Below are 22602 nucleotides of genomic sequence, written 5' to 3' on the forward strand. Positions count from 1 at the left end.
AGCGACCATCATGACGCCTCTCCAGGACTCCTTCGGCCGCACGGTCAGCTACCTGCGTGTCTCGGTAACCGACCGCTGCGGCTTCCGTTGCGTCTACTGCATGGCGGAGGATGCAGGCTTCCTGCCCAAGGCCGAGGTGCTGACGCTGGAGGAGATCGACCGAATCTCCTCGGCGTTCATCACTCTCGGCACCCGCAAGCTGCGCCTGACCGGCGGCGAGCCGCTGGTGCGCCCCGGCATCATGAACCTCGTCCGCTCGCTCGGCCGGCACGTGACGTCCGGCGCGCTCGACGAACTGACGCTGACCACCAACGGCGCGATGCTGTTCAAGCACGCCGAGGGGCTGGCCGAGGCCGGCGTCCGGCGCATCAACGTGTCGCTGGACACCCTCGACCCGCACAAGTTCCAGGCCATCACCCGCTGGGGCAAGCTGCCCAAGGTGGTGGAGGGCATCCAGGCGGCCAGCGACGCCGGGCTGGCGATCAAGATCAACGCGGTGGCGCTGAAGGGCGTCAACGACGACGAGTTCCACCGCATGGTGGAATGGTGCGGCGAGCGCGGTTACGACCTGACCTTCATCGAGGTCATGCCGCTGGGCGGCGTTCCGCGCTCGGGCCAGTACATGCCGCTGACGCAGGTGCGGTCCGAACTGGAAACCCGCTGGACGCTGGAGGACACCGATCACCGCACCGGCGGCCCGGCGCGCTACGCGCGTGTCAAGGAGACCGGCCGGCGCGTCGGCTTCATCACACCGCTGACCCACAGTTTTTGCGAAAGCTGCAACCGCGTCCGGCTGACCTGCACCGGCACGCTCTACCTGTGCCTGGGCCAGGAGGAGTCCGCCGACCTGCGCACGCCCTTGCGCACGAGCGACGACGACGAAGCGTTGGCGGGCGCCGTGCGCGCCGCGGTGCTGCGCAAGCCCAAGGGGCACGCCTTCGCCGAACAGCCCGCGGCACGGACCCGCCGCATGAGCCTGACCGGGGGCTGACATGCGAACGCTCGTCCTGCTGGCAACCCTGCTCATCGCGCCGATGGCCTTGGCGCAGGAGGCGCAGGTCGCCCGGCGCACGGCGCCGCTCACCGCCACGCCGGAGGGCGGGGAGGGCGGCAGCGTCATGGCGGCGACGCCGCTTCAGGTGCTCGGCCGCCAGGGCGACCGGGTGCAGGTGCGCGTCGACGCGTGGCACCCGGACGGCAACGCCGCCCTGCTGTACGAACGGCCGGGCAAGCGAATCCTCGCCGCCACGCCCAAAGGCGCGCCGGCTGCGGCCATGCTGAGCATCGGAGAAACCGCAACCGACGAGACCGGGGCGTCCTGGCGCCGGGTGTCGCTGACCGCCTGGGTCGCCGCGGACGATGTCGCCGCCGACCGCGCTGCCGTGTGGGCCGAGGCCGAGGCGCTCTTCGCCACCCGCTGCACCGTCTGCCACGAACGCCGGGTGCCGGCGCGCTACACGGCGAACCAGCTGTTCGTGTTCCTGCAAACCATGGGACCGCGCGCCCAACTCACCCGCGACGAGCGGACGCTGGTGCTCAAATACCTGCAAAGCCAAGCCAAGGACGCGAACGAATGACGGGGGCGATGTCAGGTTTGTAGGCCTGGAAGTGCTGTCCCGTCGCCGTGAAACGCCGGTGTTTCATTCGGGGCCGCCGGTGTTGCATCGGCGTTTCGCGACGATTCATGATTTTCAGTGAAAATCAATGGCTTGATCTGGTTTGGCGATGCCGGATGCAACACTGTGGAACGCTATGAAACGTGGTTCGACGCAATGTTTCATTCCGTTCGGCACCACGCAGACGCACCTCGCCAACGAGGATTTTCATCCTACAGCCGATGGGCGGCAAGAGCAAGCGCGCCGTTTCGAAGCCACGCGCAAAGCGCTATACGAGGCCCCGCCCCCTCACTCCGCCGGCATCTCGTACAGGTTCCACGCCGTCTTCTTCGCCACCCGGTCGTACAGCGTGCGCGCCCGGTAGTTGTCGTCGGCGGTGATCCAGCGCACGAAGGGCCAGCCGCGCGCCTTGGCGGTGCGGCGCAGATCGGCCAGCAGCGCTTCGCCCACCTTGCCGCCGCGCGTGTCGGGATCGACGAACAGGTCGTTGAGAAAGCCCACCTCCACTCCCCGGCTCGGGCTGGGCTCGCCGCGGAAATGCGCCAGGCCGACGACGCGGCCGTCCAGCACCGCCACCACGCCTTCCAGCACGTGCGCCGGGTCGTGCAGCCACGCCCACACGCGGTCGAGCACCGCCTCGTCCTCCGGCCACTTGTAGAACGTGCGGTAGCCGCGGAACAGGCGGCGCCACGCATCCTCGTGCTCGCGCGCCAGCGGTATGACCGTCACCTCAACCATGCACCAGATCCTTCCGGCGGGCGTCGGCCCATTCCCGCACCGTGGTCGGGCGGCCATCGGCGTCGATCAGGCCGCGCTCGAACAGCTCGGCCGCGTGGCCGGCGAACCAGTCGGCGGTGGTCGGGCGCTCCCACGCTTCCATCCAGTTCTGCTCCATGAAGGCGAGGATCGCCGGGTGGCCCAGTTCCGCCTCCCACAGGATGCCGAGCAGCGAGGTCTGCGCCTCCTCATGCATGCATTGCTGGAAGGTGAGTTTCTGCTGGGCGCGGGCCTCCTGGCGCCGGCTGGTCTCCGGTCCCGGCCCGAGGCCGAACTCCAGGAGGCCGCGGCGCTCCGGCGCGGCGCACAGCCAGTGCGCCAGTTCGTGCACGATGACCGTCGCCTCGACCTCCGTGCGGATGACCTGGCCGTCCCACATGAAGGAGGCGCTGGGCTTCTCGTCCAGCGTGCCGACGCCGTGGGCGTGCGCCAGCGCCACGCCGTCGGCGCGCTGCTCGGGCGTGTCGACGCCGCCGGGGACCGGCCACGTCGCCGCGATGCGGCGGAAGGCGGCCAGCGGCTGCGGGCGGTCGGCGAGGTGCGCGGCGAAGCGGGCGAGCGCCTCGGTCATGGTGTCGGCGGGGATGGGGGTCAGGATCATCGGGGACCGGGCTGGTGTCGGCAGGATAGAGGTAAAGCCTATTTGCGCCGCCTCGCCGCCGTCCCGCAAGTGCTGGCCGCAGGCAGCGCTGGAATAAGCGCAGGGCCAGCGACGTTCGTTGAGGATTGGCCGGCGAGCGTCCCCGGACGGGCAAACCGGTTCGCAAAACGGCCAATGGTCACAGGACAGGCATTTTGCCCATACGCGGGTAACATGGTATACGCAAACAAAGTGCTGGGACCGGCCGGGGTCGCGGCGCCCGTTGGACGCAATCCGGCAGCGCGCGATGTGAGTTTACGGTCCCCCATGTCCCTTATCCAGGCGCCCCGTACGGCGCCCACCCCGGTCCAGGCCCCGGCCGATCCTAAGCTGGCCGATCCTAAGGAGGAGCGCACCGCGCCCGGCGGTGGACGCCGGCTACTCTCCGTCGTCATCCCGTTCTACAACGAGGGGCCCAACGTCGAGGCGCTGTTCGCGCGCCTCGCGCCGGTGCTCGACGGGCTTGGCGATGGCGGGCTTGGCATGGAATGGGAGGTGGTCTGCGTCAACGACGGCAGCCGCGACGACACGCTGGAGCGTCTGATCGCCGCGCATGGCCGCGACGGGCGCATCAAGGTGGTCGACCTGTCGCGCAACTTCGGCAAGGAGCTGGCGCTGTCGGCCGGTCTGGCGCACGCCCGCGGCGACGCGGTGGTGCCCATGGACGCCGACCTCCAGCACCCGCCGGAGGTGCTGCCGCTGTTCATCGCCAAGTGGCGGGAGGGCTACGACGTGGTGGTGGCGGCGCGCCACGCCCGCATCGGCCAGACCTGGAAGCACCGCCTGTTCGCCAAGGCGTTCTACTGGATCTTCGACACGCTGTCCGACGTGAAGCTGCCCCGCGAGGTCGGCGATTTCCGCCTGATGGACCGCAAGGTGGTCGAGGTCATCAACCGCATGCCCGAGCGCACGCGCTTCATGAAGGGCATCTTCGCCTGGGTCGGCTTCCGTCAGGCGGTGGTCACCTATGAACAGGGCGAGCGCGCTGGCGGCGACACCAAGTGGGGCTTCATCAAGCTGCTGCGCTTCGCCATCGACGGGCTGACGGCGTTCTCCACCTTCCCCTTGCGGGTGTGGAGCCTGATCGGCGTCGCCGTGTCGGGCTTCGCCTTCGTCTACATCGTGCTGCGCCTGATGCGGACTCTGTTTTACGGCGTCGACGTGCCGGGCTATGAATCGCTGATCGTCTCGGTGCTGTTCATGGGCGGGCTTCAGCTCATCACCCTGGGCATCATCGGCGACTATCTGGGCCGGGTCTTCGACGAAGTGAAGGGGCGTCCGCTGTTCATCGTGCGCTCGACTCATGGATTAGAAGACGGGACGGCCGCCGCCGAGCCCGCGCGGACCGCCGAGGCGCGGCCGGAGAGGACGTCTTGAACTACCCGCTTTCCCTGACCCAGACGGCCGTCCAGACCGACGCGCGCGGCCAGTTGCATTATGGCCCGGTGTGGGACCAGCTTGCCCGCGTGCTGCTGCTCGGCATGCTGGTGATCGTCGCACTGTCCTTCCAGGACTACGGCATCACCACCGACGAGGAGGTGCAGCACATCTACGGCAAGGAGCTGCTGTCCTTCTACCTGTCGGGGTTCCAGGACCAGTCGGCGTTCCATTTCAAGGATCTGTACCTGTACGGCGGGCTGTTCGACCTTGTGGTCGCGGTGCTGCTGCCGGTCTCGCCCTTCGACGAATACGCGACGCGCCACCTGCTGTGCGGCTTGTTGGGCGTGGTCGGCGTCGCCGGCACATGGCGGCTCGGGCGCCAGCTCGGGGGTCCGCGCGCCGGCCTGCTTGCGGCGGCGCTGCTGGCGCTGTCCGGTGTCTATTACGGGGCGATGTTCAACAACACCAAGGACGTGCCTTTCGCGGCCGGCATGGTGTGGATGCTGTATTTCGCCACCCGCATCCTCCAGCAGATGCCGCGGCCCAGCCGTTCGGCCTCGCTGAAGTTTGGTCTGATGCTGGGACTGTCGTTGGGCATCCGCGTCGGCGCGGTGTTCGGCGTGTTCTATCTGGGTGTCGCGCTGTTGCTGCATGCGGCGCTGGTCTGGCACACCGAGGGGCGGCGGCAGATGCTGCAAGACGTCACCCGCGCCGCGCTGACCCTGCTGCCGGTGCTGCCCATCGCCTATGTGGTGATGGCGGTGTTCTGGCCCTGGGCGGTGATGAACCCGCTCAATCCGCTGGAGGCACTGTCCGCCTTCTCACACTTCCCGATCAAGATCGCCACGCTGCTGAACGGCGTCTCGGTGCAGTCCAACGACCCGCCGGCCTATTACGTGCCCCTGTACCTGCTGGTAAAGCTGCCGGAGGTGATGGTTGTCGGGCTGGTGTGGGCGCTGGGGATCGGCGCGGTGGCCACGGGACGGCTGGTGTTGCAGCCGGGCCGGCGCTACACGGCGATTTTCTGGGTGCCGACCGTGCTGGCGGTCTTCGTGCCGATCCTGGTGTTCGTGCTGATGCGGCCGACCATCTACAACGGCATTCGGCACTTCCTGTTCGTCGTGCCGCCGATGGCGGTGCTGGCCGCCTTCGCCCTCGACCGCGCGTGGGCGGCGTCCGAGGGCTGGGGGCGCAAGGCCGGGCACATCTTCGCCAGCGCGCTGACGGTGCTGGGGGTGGTGTATGTCTGGCAGCTCGCCAGCATGCACCCCAACCAGTACGTCTACTACAACCAGTTCATCGGCGGCCTGCGCGGCGCCGTGGGCAAGTTCGAGCTGGACTACTGGGGCAACTCGCTGCACGAGGCGACCAAGGAACTGATCTCCTTCATCGAGCGGGAGAACAACGGCGAGGCGCCGAAGCAGACCTACACGGTGGCGGTCTGCGGCAATCCGCTGGCGGTGCGCTACGACCTGCCGCCCTGGCTGAAGCTGGTGGACAAGGACCCGGACTGGCGCCGCGCCGACTTCTTCATGGCGTTCACCCAGGTGCGCGGCTGCCCCAACCTGCTGGACGGCCAGCCCATCCTGGAGATCGCCGCCGATGGCGTGCCGCTTTCCATCGTCAAGGACCGCCGTCCGCCCGAGAAGCGCGTCCACTAAGGTTCCCTCCACCCGGCTTGGCGAGAACGGGGTACCCGCGGCATCGGCCGGGGGTGCGTCGTTCGGCGCACCCGCACGCCGTCGAGGCATCGCCCAACGCGTGAGTCCTGCGGGGCTCTCCCGCTTCCCACTCTCCCCTAGCGACCCTGGACGGGAGCTGTGGGAATGCGGGCGGCGGCGATGGGATTTGGCCTTGCGCTGGCGGCATCGGTGGGCTTGGCGCCACCGGCCTCGGCGCTCAACCTCGACCAGCTTCGCGACACGGTGGAGCAGGCCGCCGCGACACGGATGGCCGAGGCCGGCGCACAGGACGGCGGTCTTGTGATCGGCGTGGTTTACCAGGGGCGCAGCATGGTGGCCGGCTACGGCAGCCTCGGGCGGCGCAACGGTCCGCGGCCGGACGGCCGGACCGTGTTTCAGATCGCCTCGCTGACCAAGCCTTTCACCGGCACCATCCTGGCCGAGTTGATCCGCGCGGGTGCCGTGGCCGCCACCGACCCGCTCGACCGCCACCTGCGCCAGTCGCCGCACGTGCCGGCCTATGAGGGGCGGCCGATCCGGCTGGTCGATCTGGCGACGCACACCGCCGGCCTGCCCAACGTGCCGGAGACGCCGAACTTCTCCTGGTCGCGCCTGGAGGACCCGCGCAACCCCTACAAGCCGCTCACGCCGGGCGAGGTGGCCGCGTGGCTGTCCGGCTATGAGCTGCGGGTGCCGCCGGGCACGCGCTTCCGTTATTCCAACGTCGGCATGGCGGTGCTGGGGGCGGCGCTGTCCACCGCGGCCGGCGCCAGCTACGAGGATCTGCTGAAGCGGGTCGTCACCGAGCGCTTCGGCCTGCGGGACACCACGCTGCGCCTGACCTCGGAGCAGCGCACCCGCAAGGCGGTGGGCCACGCCCATGGTACGGAAGTGCCGGATTGGGAGGCGCCGGCCATGCTGCCGTCCTTCGGGCTCTACTCGACGGCGGACGATCTGCTGAAGTGGCTGCGCGTCAATATGGGCGACTGCCCCGGCGGCTGCGGGGCGGACACGGTGGGCACGCTGGCGCTCGCCCAGACCGTGCAGGTGCAGGGGCCGGCGCTGGCCGATTCCGGCAGCCTGGGGTACGGGGCGATGGCGCTGGGCTGGTTCGTGGCGTGGGCGCGCGACGGCACGCCGATCTATTGGCACTCGGGCGCCACGGGCGGCTTCAACGCCTACATGGCGGTGTCCAGGGCGCACCGCTGGGCGGTGGTGGCGCTGACCAACACCGACCCGGAGCGCACCGTCGCCGACAAGGTCGCCATCGACCTGCTGCGGAGTTTCGAAGAACGCTGACCGGAGCGCGCAGCGCGACTGGGCCATTGAGGCCCTGCGCCCCCATGGGCGCGAAGGCAAGGCCCCGGATGGGGCCGCCCGCCGTTTGAGGGCAAAAAAATAAATTAGTGCAGCCGGCGTGCGGGCGTCGGCGTGCGTTCGGCGGCGGGGGCGAGCGGGCCGGACTGGTGGTGGACGAGGCGCCAGGCACCGTCCTCGCGGACGAACAGGTTGGAGGCCGCGCACACCGTGCCCGGCAGCACCTCCTCGCACAGCACCAGCGCGCTGTCGCCCAGCATCAGCACCTGTTCGTTGCGCGGGTGGATGGCCGGCTGCTGCGAGCCGGCGAGCAGCGCTTTCCAGCTTTCCATCACCGGCTCGCGGCCCAGCAGCAGCGTCCAGCCCGGATGCAGGCAGGCCACCGGCAGGCGGCGCGCCCACAGCGCGTCCATGGCGGCGTAGTTCAGGCTGGCGAACGCCCGGTAGAAGGCTTGGTTGAGCGCCAGGACGGCGTCGTCGTCGGTCATGCGGGCGGGTCCTCGGTTTCCCGCATGGTGTCGGAAGCGGGCCGCCGCCGCAAGCCTACTCCGCGCGGCCGTGCGCCTCCTGCTCGATGCGGACGAGGGCCGTGGTCGCCGGGCCGTTCAGCACCGCCCCGTCGCAGGCGAAGCGCGAGCCGTGGCAGGGGCAGTCCCAGGTCTTCTCGGCGGAGTTCCATTCCACCGTGCACTTCAAATGCGGGCAGATAGCCGACATGCGGTGCAGGTGGCCCTGCTCGTCGCGATAGGCCGCCACCGGCCGGCCGAAGTGCCGCATCACCGCGCCCTCGCCGGGGCGGATATCGGCTTCGGACTCCACGTCGGATGCCCCGAACGCCGCCGCCAGGTGCCGCGCCGCGTCGAGGTTTTCGCGCAGGTAGGTGCCGAGCTTGCGGATCATCTTGCGCGAGGGGGCGTACAGCTCGGCCCAGGGATGGCCGCAGCCGTGCACCATCTCGCACAGCATCAGGCCGGCCAGCGTGCCGTGCGTCATGCCCATGCCGCTGTCACCGGTCACGACGAAGACGTGCCGCTTCCACCCCGGATCGCGGCCGATGAAGGCGAGGCCGTCGAACGGCTCCATCACTTGGCCCGACCAGCGGTATTCCACGTCGCCGGCCATGGGGAAGTGCCGGCGCGTCCACGCCTCCAGCCGCGCCCAGCGGGTGTCCATATCGTCCGCCTCGCCGGTCTTGTGATCCTCGCCGCCGACGATCAGCACGGCGTGGTCGCCCTGCGGCTGGAGGCGGACGTAGTGGTAGGGGTCCAGGTCGTCCCACCACAGCGCGGTCGGCAGCGCACCCTGCGCCACCCGCACCCCGATGACGTAGGTGCGATAGGGCGCCTGCTTGGAGTGGATGGAGAAGCGGTCGCTGATCGGCGCGTTGGTGGCCACCACCACCGCCTTCGCTTCGATCGCAGCGCCACCGTCGATGTGGATGCGCACCCCGTCGTCGGTCTCTTCCAGGCTGGTGACGTGGGAGTCGGTGGACAGCAGGCCGCCGCGCTTGCGGAACGCCTCGACCAGCCCGGTCAGGTACTTCAGCGGGTGGAACATGCCCTGGTTCGGGAAGCGCAGCACCGGGCCGGGATGGTCGATGCCGGGGGCTTTGTCCAACATCTCCACCGCGCTCAATCCGGCGCGGTGCGCGGCGGCCTGCTCCTTGTCCATCTCCGCCGGGTCCTGGCCGGGGACCGCCATCAGGTAGCCGTCGAGGCGGGTGAAGTCGCACGCGATGTTTTCCTCGCGGCACAGTCGCTCGATGGCGTCGATGGCGGCACCGTGGCTCTCGGCGGCCAGCCGGGCGCCGGCGCGGCCGTGCAGGCGCTCGATCTCGGTGAAGCGGTCGTCGATGGCGTTGGACAGGTGCGCGGTGGTGCGCCCGGTCTCGCCGTCGCCGGGCTTGCCGTCGTCGAGCAGCAGCACCTTTTTCCCCGAACGCTGGAGGAAATAGGCGGTGCTGACCCCGGCGATGCCGGCGCCGATCACCACCACATCCGGCCGGACCGCTCGCGGGTCGGTGGTCCCTGAGGGCGTCGTCGCGGTCGCCATCCACACGGACGTCGTGGTGCCGGAACCCTGCATGGCCTGTTTCCTTCCCGGTGAGGGGCTGTGCCTCCCGACCAAACAGCGGGTACCCGAGCGGGTTCCAAGCGTGATCGCAACGGCTTCCGCAGCGCGGTCCCGGCTGCTACGGTGCGTGTGACCGCCGGGAAACGGATTGAACCGACCATGACCGATCGCCTGTCCATCGCGCTCGCCCAGATCAACCCGACCATGGGCGCCATCCCCGCCAACATCGACCGCATCCGCACCGCGCGGGCCGAAGCGGCGGCGCGGGGGGCCGACCTCGTCGTCTTCTCCGAACTGGTGGTGTGCGGCTATCCGCCGGAAGACCTCGTGCTGAAGCCGTTCTTCCTCGACATGGTCGAGCGCGCGGTGACCGAGTACGCCGCCGAGACCGCCGACGGCGGCCCGGCCGTGCTGATCGGCGCGCCCTGGCGCGACGGCGGCAAGACCTACAACGCGGCGCTGCTGCTGGACGGCGGAAAGGTCGCGGCGGTGCGGTTCAAGCACGATCTGCCGAACTACGGCGTCTTCGACGAGAAGCGCGTGTTCGCCGCCGGCCCGCTGCCGGGGCCGATCAACTTCCGTGGCGTGCGGCTGGGCGTGCTGGTCTGCGAGGACATGTGGACCCCCGACGTCACCGAGACGCTGGCCGAAACCGGCGCGGAGATCCTCATCGTCCCCAACGGCAGCCCCTACGAGGCCGACAAGCTCGACCGTCGCCTGCAACTCGCCGTGCAGCGGGTGACCGAGACCGGCCTGCCGCTGCTCTACGTCAATCAGGTCGGCGGCCAGGACGAACTGGTGTTCGACGGCGCCTCCTTCGCGCTGGACGCCGACCGCACGCTGAAGGCCCAGGCGCCGAGCTTCGCCGAGCATCTGCTGATGACCCGCTGGGAGCGCGGCGCCGACGATGTCTGGACCTGCGCCGAGGGCGAGACGACCCAGCCGGCCGAGGGGCTGGGCGGCATCTACGAGGCGCTGGTGCTGGGCCTCAAGGACTACGTGAACAAGAACCGCTTTCCCGGCGTGATCCTGGGCATGTCCGGCGGCATCGACTCGGCGCTGTCGGCGGCGCTGGCGGTGGACGCGCTGGGGCCGGACCGCGTGCATTGCGTGATGATGCCGTCGCCCTACACCTCGCAGGACAGCCTGGACGACGCGGCCGAGGCGGCGGAACTGCTCGGCTGCCGCATCGACACCATCGCCATCATGCCGGCCATGGAGGCGTTCGGCCACATGCTCGCCCCGGCCTTCGCCGGCCGCGACCCGGACATCACGGAAGAGAACCTCCAGGCCCGCTCGCGCGGCGTGACGCTGATGGCGCTGTCCAACAAGTTCGGCGCCATGGTGCTGTCCACCGGCAACAAGTCGGAGCTGTCGGTGGGGTACTCGACGCTGTACGGCGACATGTGCGGCGGCTATTCGATCCTCAAGGACGTCTACAAGACGACGGTCTACGGCCTGTGCCGCTGGCGCAATGGGAACCTGCCGCCCAACGCCAGGGGGCCGGCCGGCCGCGTCGTGCCCGAGCGCATCCTGACCAAGGCGCCGACGGCGGAACTCAAGCCCGACCAGACGGACCAGGACACGCTGCCGCCCTACGACGTGCTGGACGATATCCTGGAATGTCTGGTCGAGCAGGATTTGAGCATCCCCGAGATCGTCGCCCGCGGCCACGCGGCGGAGACGGTGAACAAGGTCTGGCGCATGCTGCACCTTGCCGAGTACAAGCGCCGTCAGGCGCCTCCGGGGGTGAAGATCACTCGGCGGATCTTCAACCGTGACCGGCGCTATCCGATCACCAACGGGTTCACCAGCGTGGTGTGATACGGCCGGCGCATGAATGCTTCCATGATCGGCCGGCCGTATCACCCTCCCGCACATTGCTGCGCAATATGCTGCCGGGTTTGAACCGAAGGCGCTTGATGGAAGACATCAAGCGCCTTCGGTATGAGGCGCTCCCGGCACGACGCAACAAGCGCGAAAATGATGCAGAACTCCCCTTCCTGAATGCCCCCGGCGGGGGTATTCTGCGCCCTATGACGTGTGGGCCCCATGACGTGTGGAATGTCCGACCATTTGGGAAACGTCGGCTTATGACCCTTGGCCGTGCACACGACCCGGTATCCCGTCAGAGGATACCATGACCGCCAAAGAGCCTCTCTTCCCGCGTATGGCCGCGGCGGAAGCAAAAGCCCCGAAAAAGAAAAAGCTGAGTTTGTTCGAGAAGGGGCTGGGCTTCCTCATGGAGGAAGTGCCGGAAGGACAACAGGGACACGGCGACCGCCCCATCGATTACGAAGCGCTGAAGCGGGTCATCCGCGACCGCGTCGTCGAGGCGCTGTTCGCGTATCTCGAAGCTCAGCATCAGCTCACCGAGGCAAAGCGCCGGGAGGTGGAGTCGGTTATCCACTACCCGATGGAACTTTCCCTGGCGGCGGATGCGGATACCCGGTACGTCGGTTTGCAGACTCTGTTCGACATCCGCTTGAAGCTTCCCGGAGAGGCGTCGTGCGAGCCGCACCCGAGCTGGCTGGGGACAAGCGCCGCCTACGGCGTGCCGTCATGGGTCGTCCGGCTGTCCGTCATCGAGCCGCTTCTCGACACGCTGTCGTCCGAAGATCGGCAAAAATTGCTTCGCTATATAGAGCAGTGCCTTGAAAAGGGTGAGGAGCCCAACGGGAAGACGTCTCCCTTCGCGGCGGACCACCCCTGTTCCGCCGTCTTCATCTTCAGCGAAAAGTTCACCCAGCCGGAAAACATCGACATCGTCAAGAGAGCGCGGCAGATACCGGGCAAGGCGTCACTGATCGGAGCGCAGCTGCGCCACCTGAAAACGCCCAAGCAGATCGCGTTCATCAACGACACCTCGGCGGACACGCTGTCTGCCCTGATGCACATCGTCCGATCCGCGCAGTCGCGGGCCGAGGAATTCTGCGCGAAGAATCCGAAGGAGTCCCTGCCGAGAGACGCCATGTCCTCGGGAAACGCCTTCGAGGATATGTGCGCCGTCGACTCTCTGATCATGAAGCTGTTCAGCAAGGATGCCGAGGATGTGAAGGCTCGGGAGAATTGGGTGACGTTCTTGAGCGACATGCTCAATTCAAAGGGACTGGACACCTGGCCGACGCTCGACAATCATTCTGGACATATCGATCTGTTGCGCGAGCACGCGGAGGCGCTCCGGGTGATCATGGACAATCTGGAGCATTTCTCCGAAGGGAAGATAAAAATGTTCCTGGAGTCGTTCGCGTCGATCGACCAGATGGAGCGGTTCTACGGCAAGCTCAAAGAAGACTTCCCGGATTCGCTGAAGCAGATACTGCCGTTGCCGAAGTTCGATGCCATCTTGCGGCGGGCGGCGGATGCCTTCAAGGCCAACCGGAAAGCCGATTACGACACCGTGGTGCAGACGATGCGCATCCGGCTCGAAAACATGCTGTCGGAAGAGCAGAAGCACACCGCCAACGCCTCGGGCAACGTCAGGGGCACGCAGTTCTGACGGCTGCGGTCACGCCTTCCTCATCTGGCCGTAGCCCTCCCGTTCCCGCCAATAGCGCAGGCGCAGGCGGGGGGCGACGAACCAGGACAACGGCAGCGAAATCACGGTGCTGGCCCCCACCACCCACGGCATGAGCGTCATGGCGAACTCGGAGAGCGGCGTTGCCAGAACGAGCACGGCGCCGATCCCGAACAGAACGGCTTGAACCATCATGAAAACAAGCGCTGCAATAGCGAGGCGGACGACCATGGTCGTGCTCCATGCTTGTGGCGTGAAAGAAACAACAATCCGTCGCCTCGGTTCCTTGGGCGCGTCGGCAACCGCAAATTGCCAGTCGGGCATCCGCCCGAATGCGCAGCCCACGCGTCATTGCGCCTCAGTCCCTTCGATTGACGTACCCCCGCGTCGCTCCTATCGTCGCGCTGGGCCGCGACCGCCCACCCGGTCGCCTAGAATCGAAGGAAACGCCGCATGAAGCCTTCCGTCCGGCCGAACGTTCCCAACTTCTCCTCCGGCCCTTGCGCCAAGCGGCCGGGCTGGGCGCTGGACGCGCTGAAGGACGCCTGCCTCGGCCGCTCGCACCGCTCCAAGCCGGGCAAGGCCAAGCTTCAGCAGGTGATCGACCTCTCCAAGGAAATCCTGGGCATCCCCGCTGACTACCGCCTGGGCATCGTGCCGGCCTCCGACACCGGCGCCGTCGAGATGGCGCTGTGGTCGCTGCTCGGCGCGCGTCCGGTGGACGTGCTGGTGTGGGAGAGCTTCGGCAAGGACTGGGGCACCGACATCGCCAAGCAGATCAAGCTCGACGCCCGCATCCTCCAGGCCGGCTACGGCGAGATCCCCGACCTGAGCCAAGCCGACTGGTCGCGCGACGTGGTGTTCGCCTGGAACGGCACGACCTCGGGCGTGCGCGTGCCGAACGGCGACTGGATTCCGGCCGACCGTCAGGGGCTGGCCATCTGCGACGCCACCTCGGCGGCGTTCGCCATGGATCTGCCGTGGGACAAGCTCGATGTCGTCACGTGGTCCTGGCAGAAGGTGCTGGGCGGCGAGGCGGCGCACGGCATGCTGGTGCTCAGCCCGCGCGCGGTCGAACGGCTGGAGAGCTACAAGCCGGCGTGGCCGATGCCGAAGATCTTCCGCATGACCAAGGACGGCAAGATCAACGAGGGCATCTTCAAGGGCGACACCATCAACACGCCGTCCATGCTGGCGGTCGAGGACGCCATCGACGGGCTGGTCTGGGCCAAGTCCATCGGCGGGCTGCCGGCGCTGATCAAGCGTTCGGAAGGCAACCTCGCGCGCTTCGCCGAATGGCAGGGCAAGACCGGCGGCTGGGCGGCGTTCCTCGCCAAGGACCCGGCCATCCGCTCCTGCACGTCGATCTGCCTGACCATCGCCGACCCGGCGGTGACCAAGCTCGACGCTGCCGGACAGGCGGACTTCGCCAAGAAGCTGGCGTCGCTGCTGGAGAAGGAGGGCGTCGCGCTGGATGTCGGGGCGTACCGCGATGCGCCTCCGGGACTGCGCATCTGGGGCGGCGCCACGGTGGAGGGCGCCGACATCGAGGCGCTGCTGCCATGGCTGGACTGGGCGTTCGCCACGGCGAAGGCCGAGATCACGGCGGCCGCGTAAGCGCGGGCACTGGCCCCCACCCTAACCCTCCCCCGCTCTCGGCGGGTCCAGAGGACCCGCCAGCCACGTCAGCGCAAGCGAAGCTTGCGCGTGAGCTACGCAGGGGAGGGAACTCCGCCGCTTCGGGGGGAAGGCAAGAATCCGACCCCCTCCCCTGCGACAGCGGGGGAGGGATGGGGTGGGGGCTAACCACTTGGCATAACAATAAATTCCTGGGGGAAACAAAAATGCCTAAGGTCCTGATTTCCGACAAGCTGAGCGCCCGCGCGGTCGAGATCTTCCGCGAGCGCGGCGTCGAGGTGGACGTGCGTCCCGGTCTCTCCGCCGACGACCTGAAGACCATCATCGGCGACTACGACGGCCTCGCCATCCGCTCGGCCACCAAGGTGACCAAGGACGTGCTGGCCGTCGCGCACAAGCTCAAGGTCGTCGGGCGCGCCGGCATCGGCGTCGACAACGTCGACGTGCCGGCCGCCACCCAGCGCGGCGTCGTCGTCATGAACACGCCGTTCGGCAACTCGATCACCACCGCCGAGCACGCCATCGCCCTGCTGTTCGCCGTCGCCCGCGACATCCCGCAGGCCAACGCCTCGACCCACGCCGGAAAGTGGGAGAAGAACCGCTTCATGGGCGTCGAGGTCACCGGCAAGACCCTCGGCCTGATCGGCGCCGGCAACATCGGCTCCATCGTCGCCGACCGGGCGCTCGGGCTGAAGATGAAGGTCGTCGCCTACGATCCGTTCCTGTCGGCCGAGCGCGCCGCCGACATGGGCGTCGAGAAGGTCGAGTTGGACGAGCTGTTGGCCCGTGCCGACTTCATCACGCTGCACACGCCGCTGACCGAGCAGACCAGGAACATCCTCGACGCCAAGGCGCTCGCCAAGTGCAAGAAGGGCGTGCGCATCGTCAACTGCGCCCGCGGCGGCCTGATCGTCGAGGAGGATCTGAAGGCGGCGCTGGAGTCCGGGCAGGTTGCCGGCGTGGCGCTCGACGTCTTCGCGGTCGAGCCGGCCAAAGAGAGCATCCTGTTCGGCATGGAGCAGGTGATCTGCACCCCGCACCTCGGCGCCTCCACGTCGGAAGCGCAGGAGAAGGTGGCGTTGCAGGTGGCCGAGCAGCTGTCCGACTATCTGATGAGCGGCGCGGTGGTGAACGCGCTGAACAGCCCGTCGGTCTCGGCCGAGGACGCGCCGAAGCTGAAGCCGTACATGCGGCTGGCCGAACAGCTCGGCAGCTTTGCGGGGCAGGTGACGCGGTCGGGCTTGCGCGGCATCACCATCGAGTACGAGGGCCACGTTGCCGAGCTGAACACCAAGCCGCTGACGGCGCTGGTGGTCATGGGCCTGCTGGCGCCGCTGCTGGACAGCGTCAACATGGTCAACGCCCCGGTCATCGCGCGCGAGCGCAACATCGACATCACCGAGGTGAAGCGCGAGCGGGCCGGCGACTATCACACGCTGATCCGGCTGACCATCGTCACCGACCAGCGCACGCGGACCATCACCGGCTCGCTGTTCGGCGGCGACAAGCCGCGCCTCGTCGGCATCGACGAGGTGCCGATCGAGGCCGAGCTGTCGACGCACATGCTCTACATCCGCAACGAGGACAAGCCGGGCTTCATCGGCCGGCTGGGGGCGACGCTGGGCGATGCCGGCGTCAACATCGCGTCCTTCCACCTCGGCCGCACCGCGGCCGGCGAGAACGCCATCGCGCTCGTCTCGGTGGACCAGCAGATTGGCGACGAGGTGCTGGGCAAGATCGCGGCATTGCCGAGCGTGGTGCAGGCGAAGGTGCTGCGCTTCTGATGAAGAAAAAGCCCCTCTTCCTTCACGGGAGAGGGGCTTTTTCTTACGCCGCCCGATCCATCGGCCGGAGCCCGGCCACCAGCCGGCGGAAGGCGTCGGCGAAGGCCGGCGTGTCGGCGGCGGGCAGGGTGAAGGTGAGATGGACGTGGCCGTCCTCCACGCCCTTCACCACGGCGGGGATGATGCGGTCGATGCCCTGCACGGCCAGCTGGACGGCGTTCCCCGCGCTGAGCCCGGCGACCGCCCCGGAAACCTGGGCGCCGCCCTCCGAGGCGTTCTCGACGGTCACCGGGCACGAGCGTCCGGCGACGGACAGCGTCCCCGGCCGGTTCAGCGCGTAGCGCGGCGAGGCGCGCCGGTTGACCTCCGGCGTGGCGGTCCGCACCGCTTCGATGACCACGTGGCGGAGCTGGTCGATGCTCTGCGCCACCAGCCCCGACAGGCTGTTCACCTGGGTCGCCCGCTCGCCGGTGACCGAGGCTTCGTCCGAAACCTGGGCGATGCGCGTCGCCACCTCCTGCGCCGCGGTCGAGGTCTGGGCGACGTTGCGGGCGATCTCGTTGGTGGCCGAACCCTGCTGGTCGATGGCCGTGGCGATGGTGGTGGACACGGCCTCGACGTTGCGAATGGCGCTGGTGATGGCGCGCACCGCCTCCACCGTCTCGGCCGTGGTGGACTGGATCTCGGTGATCTGGCTGGCGATCTCGTCGGTGGCCTTGGCGGTCTGGTTGGCGAGGTTCTTCACCTCCGACGCCACCACCGCGAAGCCCTTGCCCATCTCCCCGGCGCGCGCCGCCTCGATGGTGGCGTTGAGCGCCAGCAGGTTGGTCTGCCCGGCGATGTCGTTGATCAGGCTGGTCACTTCGCTGATCCGGTTCACCGCGTCCACCAGTTGCAGCATGGTCTGCTCGGCGTGGCCGGAAGCGGCGACCGCCTTGCCGGTGATGTCGGTGGCGTTGCCGATCTGCCCGGCGATCTCGCGGATCGACGCGGTGAGCTGCTCGGTCGCCGAGGCCACCGTCTGGGCGTTCGCCAGCGCCTGCGCGGCGGCGGCGGCGACGTTCTGGCTGTTGGTGCTCACCGCGCCGGCCGACGCGGCCATGTCCGTCGCGTTGCTGGCCATGCGGCCGGTGTGGGTCGCCACGTTCTCCACCGCGGCGGTGGCCTCGCGCTCCACGGTCTCGGCCATGTGCATCAGCGCGGTGCGTTTGTCCCGCTCGGCGCGCGCGCGGTCTTCCTCCTGCTGGCGGCGCAGATGCTCGGCCTCCAGCGCGTTTCGCTTGAACACGGCGATGGCGCCGGCCATGGCGCCCACCTCGTCGTTTCGCTCGGCGGAGGGGATGGCGACGGTCAGGTCGCCGCCGGCCAGCGTCTTCATGACGTCGGTCATGGCGATCACCGGGCGGATGACGCCGCGCGCGATGCCCAGGACGCCGGCGACCAGAAGCGTCAGCACCACCGCGGACGCCACCCAGACGATGGTCATGAACAGCGTCTCGCGCGCGGCGGCATCGGTTTCGGTGGCGGTGTTGAACCGCTCGGCGCCCTTGACCAGATCGTCGACGACCGCGCGGTGCGCGTGGTAGGCGGCGGCGACCTCGGCGTACGCCGCGCGCGCCGCGTCCATGTCGCGCTTGGCCAGGGCCGGCAGCAGGCGGGTCTCGGTCTTTTCCCAGAAACGCATCACGGGGGCGTGCGAGGTCTTGGTGATCATGTCGCGCAGGACCGGATCGAAGTCCTGCGTCAGCCAGTAGGTGTGGCGCTCGTCGTAGTCCTTGCGCAACTGCGCCAGACGGGCGCGGCGCTCGTCCAGCGACGCCGGGTCGTTCAACGCCAGCGTGGTTTCCAGATACGCCTCGATCACGTATTCGGGCGGCGGCAGGATGTCGGCGATCAAGTCCTTGCCGAGCACGATGCGCTGGTAGATCGGCCCGCCGACCTTCAACTGATTGATCGCCAGATTCCCCGAAGCACCGGCGGCCAGGAACGCGAGCGTGAGCAGGATGCCGAACCAGTTGACCAGCCCGGCAATCTTCGGGCGCCTCCACACACGCTCAGTCATGTCCATTACCCCATAAAGCCGTGCGGGTAACGGTATCCGATGTTGGTGAGGTTTCAAGATTATGACTGCGGCAAGTTGCTTTATGGCTTTCATAATACGTTCGCGTATGCGAAATCCGCTCGCGATTTGCATGAATGTTCACCATGTTGCTGTTTTATTGAGCGCTGCTTTCGTATCGGTGCGGCGTCGTCCGGTGGTGGTGCCGTTATTGGCAAGTGGTGTTGCCACCGTATGATTCGGCTTTCCGATCATGCGAGGGCGATGGATTGGTCAGGGCGCCCGTGCCTCCTGGGTGCGGAAGCGGACGGCGCGGATTGAGCGGTCGAGGTCGGCGTCGCTGATCTCCTGGCCCGCCGCCGGGCAGTACCAGCCGTCGAAATAGGCGCGGTTATCGCTGTCCTGCCAATGCCAGTAGCCGCACCGGCGCTCCACCCCGTCCTTGCGGATCAGCACCTTCAGGGTTTCCACCGGGCCGAACTCCGAGCGCACGGCCGGGCCGTTCTCGACGGCGACCGTCGTCCAGGCGCGGAACGCCTCCTTGTGGCGGAAGCTGTCGAGCAGCGAATAGGCCGGAAAGCGCCGGTGCTCGGTCTGGTAGGTGGCGGTGAACACCGCTCCGGGCTCCGACAGCTTGCCGAAGCGCAGCCAGTCGGACTGTGCGGTGCGGGCGACGTCGTCGGGGATGCGCACGCTCACCGCCGGCTGCTGGCCGGGGAAGGCCGGGTGCCGGACGGAGATGCGCACGCGCCCCGCATCCACCGCGTACCAGTCCGCCTGCGCCGTGCCGATACCGGCCAGCAGCATCAGGACCATGAGGATGAGCGTGCGCGCCATGCTGCCCTCCAAGCCAGCTTGGAAGGCGAATGGTACGGGGGTGATCCCGCCGGGTAAATTCCACCCGGCGGGTTACTCTCGGGGTCCTATGGAAGGGCTTGCTAGGCCGAACGGACCAGCCCGATCAGCGCGTTCACCGCGTTGGCCGCACCATCGGCGATCTGCGAAATGGATGCGTCCAGCATATAGCAGGGCGCCGTGACCAGCTTGTGCGCCCGGTCCACGACGATCTCGCAGTGCGTGGTGACGCGGTGCCTGGCGCCCATGGCCTCCAGCGCCTCGGCGGTGCCGGGGTCGGAGCCGATGGTCAGTTCCACCCCCTCCTTGCCCAGCAGCTTGGCGAGGATCGCCGGGGCGATGCACAGCGCGCCAATGGGCTTGCCGGCGGCGGTCATGGCGCGCACGGCGGCCTCGACATCGGGGTTCACCGAGCAGTCCGCCCCCTGGAAGGCGAAGCTGCACAGGTTCTTCGCCGCTCCGAAGCCGCCGGGGAAGATCAGCGCGTCGACGGCGCTGGCCTGGAAGGTGGCGAGATCCGCGATCTTGCCGCGGGCGATGCGCGCCGATTCCACCAGAACGTTGCGGGGTCCGGCCGACTCGTCGCCGGTCAGGTGGTTGACGACGTGTGCCTGATCGACGTTGGGGGCGTAGCACACGGCTTGCGCGCCCGCGCGGTCGATGGCGAGCAACGTGCACACCGCCTCGTGGATCTCCGCGCCGTCGTAGACGCCGCAGCCGGCCAACACCACGCCGACCCGGATCTTGCTGTCCGCCATGCTCGGTTCCTCCATTGTGTTTGGTTGGAACCGAGCCTAGCGCAGCCCCGGCTATTTGTGCAGCCGCTTCTGCCCCTTCACGAAGCGGGCGAGCGTGTCGGACAGCACGCCGCGCGGGATCATCGCCTCGATCAGCTGGAAGCGCCCGCGCGTCTCCCATGCCTTTTCCAGCGCGGCCTGCAACTCCGCCCTTGTGTGCACGCGCACGCCGTCGCCGCCCAAGCTGCGCGCCATGTCGGCGTAGTGCCAGTCGTCCAGATCGGTGAAGCGCGATTCCGGCTGGAAGGTGCGCAGCATCTCCCAGCTCTGGTTGTTGAACAGGATGACGATGGGGTCGAGGCCGTAGCGCCGGCAGTTGCCCAGCTCCCACCCGGTCATCTGGAACGCCCCGTCGCCCACCAGGATCAGCAGCCGCTGTCCCGATGCCGCCTGCGCGCCCATGCCGGCCGGCACGCCGAAGCCCATCCCCGCGTAATAGCCCGGCGCCATCAGCCCGGCGTCGCGGATGTCCATGGCGGTGAACAGGCAGTCGCCGACGTCCGACGCGATCAGGAGGTCGCCGTGCGCGGCGGACAGGTCGTTGACGCCGCAGGCGATGTCCATCGGGCCGATGGGCTGGGCGTCGGCGATCAGGCCGGTGGGGTAGGCGCGCCCCTGCGGCTCGGCCGTGCGGTCGGACGGCGGCAGACGCTCCAGGAGCGCGTCCACCAGCCGGTCGAGCGGCAGGTCGCGGTAGCTGTGGTAGCCCAGCGTCACCTCGCGGTCGAAGGCGTGGATGGTCTTGCGCAGGTCCAGCTTGCGCTCGGACACCGCGAAGTTGGTGTCGGACAGGATGGTACCGAGCAGGAACAGCCCATCGGACTCCTCGACCAGCCTGGTGATCGCCGGGTCGCCGGCCACGCCCAGATAGGTGCCGAGCGGCGGCCACGGTCCGCCGGACAGCAGCCCGCGCCCCATGAACGAGGTCACCACCGGCACGGCCAGCCGCCGCGCCAACTCCGCCACCTTGTCCTCCAGGCCGTAGCGGCGCACCTCGACGCACACCATCAGCACCGGCGAGGACGCCGCCTTCAGGCACGCCAGAACCTCGTCGGCGCAGGCGTCCAGCGCGTCGGGCTCCACCGGCAGCTCGGGGTCGGGGCCGACCGGCTCGACCTCGCGGTTCACCATGTCGCGCGGCAGTTCCAGATAGACCGGCCGCGACAGCGCGCGGGCGGCGCCCAGCACGCGGGCGATCTCGGCTGGGGCGGTGGCCGGGTCGTCCAGGCGTGCCTGCGCCACGGTGATTTCCTGGAAGACGCGGTACTGGGTGTCCAGCGTCTTGCCCTGGTGGTGCAGCAAGAGCCCGCCGCCCTCGCCGGCACCGGGCGCGCCGGAGATGACCACCACCGGCGACTTCTCGGCGTAGGCCCCGGCCACCGCGTTGACCAGATTGAGCGCGCCAGCCCCATAAGTCACCGCCGCCACGCCCAGCGTGGTGCCGGCGCGCGCCGCGGCATCGGCGGCAAAACCCACCGCCGGCTCGTGGCTCAGCGTGACCAGCGGCAGGATCTGCGTCTCTTCCATCACCTTGAAGAACGGCAGGGCGAAGTCGCCCGGAATGCCGAACACCGTCTGCGCGCCGCGCTCCTTCAGCGCGCGCAGCAGAGCTTCTGCGAGCTTCATCGTCTCCATCCCCTTCGGGTTCATTTCCCTGGTGTGGAGGATGGCCGAGGACGGGGTGCGGCACATTGTCCTGGATCAAGGGGTGCTGTTCGCGTCTACGCTACCGCTCCGTGTGTCGGCTGAGCGGTGAGTGCGAAATGCGTCGATTTGTATTTGTGTCCGCAACTTTGGTCCTGGCGGCGTGCGCGACGGAACCGCAGCTCTACGACCGCTCCGTCGCCCGCTCCGCGGTGTTCGAGGAGGCCAACGTCCGGCCGCTCACGCCGCTCGCCTACCCGATCCATGCCGTGACCTACACGACCTACCCGGACTGGGCGGCGGGCAGTGTCGGTGGCACGGTCAAGCTCCAGCGTGAGACCTGGATCACCGTGGAGCCGGAGGTGCGCGATCTGTGCCGCAGCTTCCCGCGCGACGCGGCGGTCCCGCGGCTGAACCAGCTGCTCGGGCTGAAGCCGGCGACGGAGGCCGACATCGCCAAGCGGCGCTTCGTCCGCATCCGCATCGACGGCCCGCAGAAGACCGGCCCGACCGCGGCCGGCGTGTTCCGCCCCTGCGCCGACCCGGACCCTACAACGCTTTCCTGCGGCAACGTGGTGAAGGGCTCGCCGGAGTACGTGGCGTGGTTCGCCAACTGGATGGTCGGCGCGCATCAGGTGAGCCCCGATATGGCGAAGTCTGGCTATCCATGGACGCGCCTCGGCTACACCTACAACTGGGACCCGGCGGCCCCGGACATCCGCGGCGCCCAGGAGTATGTCGTCGCCAAGGACACCGAGGTCACGGTGGTCGGCGTGGTGGACCCGGCCGAGTATTGCGGGGCGAACGCGCGGCCTTGATGTTG

General features: G+C 68.4%; 19 protein-coding genes. 10 read left to right on the top strand and 9 right to left on the bottom strand.

The features are described 5' to 3' along the window. Nucleotides 1–10 precede the first annotated feature (10 nt). Nucleotides 11–991: a GTP 3',8-cyclase MoaA gene (gene moaA / locus ACSVDD_RS11315; RefSeq protein ID WP_448189450.1), complete on the top strand. Its 981-nt coding sequence runs from the start codon at nucleotides 11–13 to the stop codon at nucleotides 989–991. Nucleotide 992: 1 nt separating this feature from the next. Next, nucleotides 993–1577, top strand: a complete 585-nt coding sequence (locus ACSVDD_RS11320; RefSeq protein WP_448189451.1) for a hypothetical protein — start codon at nucleotides 993–995, stop codon at nucleotides 1575–1577. Between the two features lie 327 nt (nucleotides 1578–1904). On the opposite strand, the gene ACSVDD_RS11325 is transcribed toward ACSVDD_RS11320, so the two are convergent. Together ACSVDD_RS11325 and ACSVDD_RS11330 are read right to left on the bottom strand one after the other, a co-directional pair. Next, a complete protein-coding gene (locus ACSVDD_RS11325; protein WP_448189452.1) occupies nucleotides 1905–2354 on the bottom strand; it encodes a GNAT family N-acetyltransferase in 450 nt (149 codons plus the stop codon). Then, nucleotides 2347–2994: a hypothetical protein gene (locus ACSVDD_RS11330; RefSeq protein ID WP_448189453.1), complete on the bottom strand. Its 648-nt coding sequence runs from the start codon at nucleotides 2992–2994 to the stop codon at nucleotides 2347–2349. The genes ACSVDD_RS11325 and ACSVDD_RS11330 overlap by 8 nt, the downstream gene beginning before the upstream one ends. Before the next feature lie 306 nt (nucleotides 2995–3300). On the opposite strand from ACSVDD_RS11330, the gene ACSVDD_RS11335 reads away from it, so the two are divergent. From ACSVDD_RS11335 to ACSVDD_RS11345, 3 genes are all read left to right on the top strand, one after another. After that, on the top strand, nucleotides 3301–4410 hold the full coding sequence (locus ACSVDD_RS11335) for a glycosyltransferase family 2 protein (RefSeq protein ID WP_448189454.1): 1110 nt from the start codon (nucleotides 3301–3303) through the stop codon (nucleotides 4408–4410). After that, on the top strand, nucleotides 4407–6074 hold the full coding sequence (locus ACSVDD_RS11340) for a glycosyltransferase family 39 protein (RefSeq protein ID WP_448189455.1): 1668 nt from the start codon (nucleotides 4407–4409) through the stop codon (nucleotides 6072–6074). Before ACSVDD_RS11335 ends, ACSVDD_RS11340 begins: the two co-directional genes overlap by 4 nt. A gap of 165 nt (nucleotides 6075–6239) precedes the next feature. Then, a complete protein-coding gene (locus tag ACSVDD_RS11345) occupies nucleotides 6240–7394 on the top strand; it encodes a serine hydrolase domain-containing protein (protein WP_448189456.1) in 1155 nt (384 codons plus the stop codon). 104 nt (nucleotides 7395–7498) lie between these two features. Here ACSVDD_RS11345 and ACSVDD_RS11350 read toward each other — a convergent pair whose 3' ends face one another. After that, nucleotides 7499–7900, bottom strand: coding sequence for a nuclear transport factor 2 family protein (locus tag ACSVDD_RS11350; RefSeq protein WP_448189457.1), 402 nt, complete (start codon nucleotides 7898–7900; stop codon nucleotides 7499–7501). A 55-nt stretch (nucleotides 7901–7955) separates the two neighbouring features. Next, nucleotides 7956–9497, bottom strand: a complete 1542-nt coding sequence (locus ACSVDD_RS11355; RefSeq protein WP_448189458.1) for an FAD-dependent oxidoreductase — start codon at nucleotides 9495–9497, stop codon at nucleotides 7956–7958. A gap of 147 nt (nucleotides 9498–9644) precedes the next feature. On the opposite strand from ACSVDD_RS11355, the gene ACSVDD_RS11360 reads away from it, so the two are divergent. Both ACSVDD_RS11360 and ACSVDD_RS11365 read left to right on the top strand, forming a co-directional pair. Further along, a complete protein-coding gene (locus ACSVDD_RS11360; protein WP_448189459.1) occupies nucleotides 9645–11309 on the top strand; it encodes an NAD+ synthase in 1665 nt (554 codons plus the stop codon). 316 nt (nucleotides 11310–11625) lie between these two features. Further along, nucleotides 11626–12984 (top strand): hypothetical protein, encoded by a 1359-nt coding sequence (locus tag ACSVDD_RS11365; protein WP_448189460.1) that lies wholly within the window; start codon nucleotides 11626–11628, stop codon nucleotides 12982–12984. Between the two features lie 9 nt (nucleotides 12985–12993). Here the strand turns inward: ACSVDD_RS11365 and ACSVDD_RS11370 are convergent, their stop codons facing one another. Continuing rightward, entirely contained in the window at nucleotides 12994–13326 is a 333-nt protein-coding gene (locus ACSVDD_RS11370; protein WP_448189461.1) for a hypothetical protein, read from the bottom strand. 129 nt (nucleotides 13327–13455) lie between these two features. Here ACSVDD_RS11370 and ACSVDD_RS11375 point away from each other — a divergent pair, with 129 nt between their 5' ends. Then, complete coding sequence (locus tag ACSVDD_RS11375; protein WP_448189462.1) at nucleotides 13456–14619, top strand: phosphoserine transaminase; 1164 nt, start codon at nucleotides 13456–13458, stop codon at nucleotides 14617–14619. A gap of 227 nt (nucleotides 14620–14846) precedes the next feature. Beyond that, nucleotides 14847–16424, top strand: a complete 1578-nt coding sequence (gene serA / locus ACSVDD_RS11380; protein WP_448189463.1) for a phosphoglycerate dehydrogenase — start codon at nucleotides 14847–14849, stop codon at nucleotides 16422–16424. A 43-nt stretch (nucleotides 16425–16467) separates the two neighbouring features. On the opposite strand, the gene ACSVDD_RS11385 is transcribed toward serA, so the two are convergent. The 4 genes from ACSVDD_RS11385 to ipdC all read right to left on the bottom strand — a co-directional run bounded on the left by ACSVDD_RS11385 (nucleotide 16468) and on the right by ipdC (nucleotide 21761). After that, nucleotides 16468–18486 (bottom strand): methyl-accepting chemotaxis protein, encoded by a 2019-nt coding sequence (locus ACSVDD_RS11385; protein WP_448189464.1) that lies wholly within the window; start codon nucleotides 18484–18486, stop codon nucleotides 16468–16470. 270 nt (nucleotides 18487–18756) lie between these two features. Beyond that, nucleotides 18757–19320: a hypothetical protein gene (locus tag ACSVDD_RS11390; RefSeq protein WP_448189465.1), complete on the bottom strand. Its 564-nt coding sequence runs from the start codon at nucleotides 19318–19320 to the stop codon at nucleotides 18757–18759. Between the two features lie 101 nt (nucleotides 19321–19421). Continuing rightward, on the bottom strand, nucleotides 19422–20096 hold the full coding sequence (gene elbB / locus ACSVDD_RS11395; protein ID WP_448189466.1) for an isoprenoid biosynthesis glyoxalase ElbB: 675 nt from the start codon (nucleotides 20094–20096) through the stop codon (nucleotides 19422–19424). Between the two features lie 51 nt (nucleotides 20097–20147). Next, nucleotides 20148–21761: an indolepyruvate/phenylpyruvate decarboxylase gene (ipdC, locus tag ACSVDD_RS11400; RefSeq protein WP_448189467.1), complete on the bottom strand. Its 1614-nt coding sequence runs from the start codon at nucleotides 21759–21761 to the stop codon at nucleotides 20148–20150. 155 nt (nucleotides 21762–21916) lie between these two features. On the opposite strand from ipdC, the gene ACSVDD_RS11405 reads away from it, so the two are divergent. Continuing rightward, entirely contained in the window at nucleotides 21917–22597 is a 681-nt protein-coding gene (locus ACSVDD_RS11405; RefSeq protein WP_448189468.1) for a hypothetical protein, read from the top strand. The last annotated feature ends 5 nt before the right edge of the window (nucleotides 22598–22602 follow it).

The organism is Azospirillum terrae (assembly GCF_053470425.1).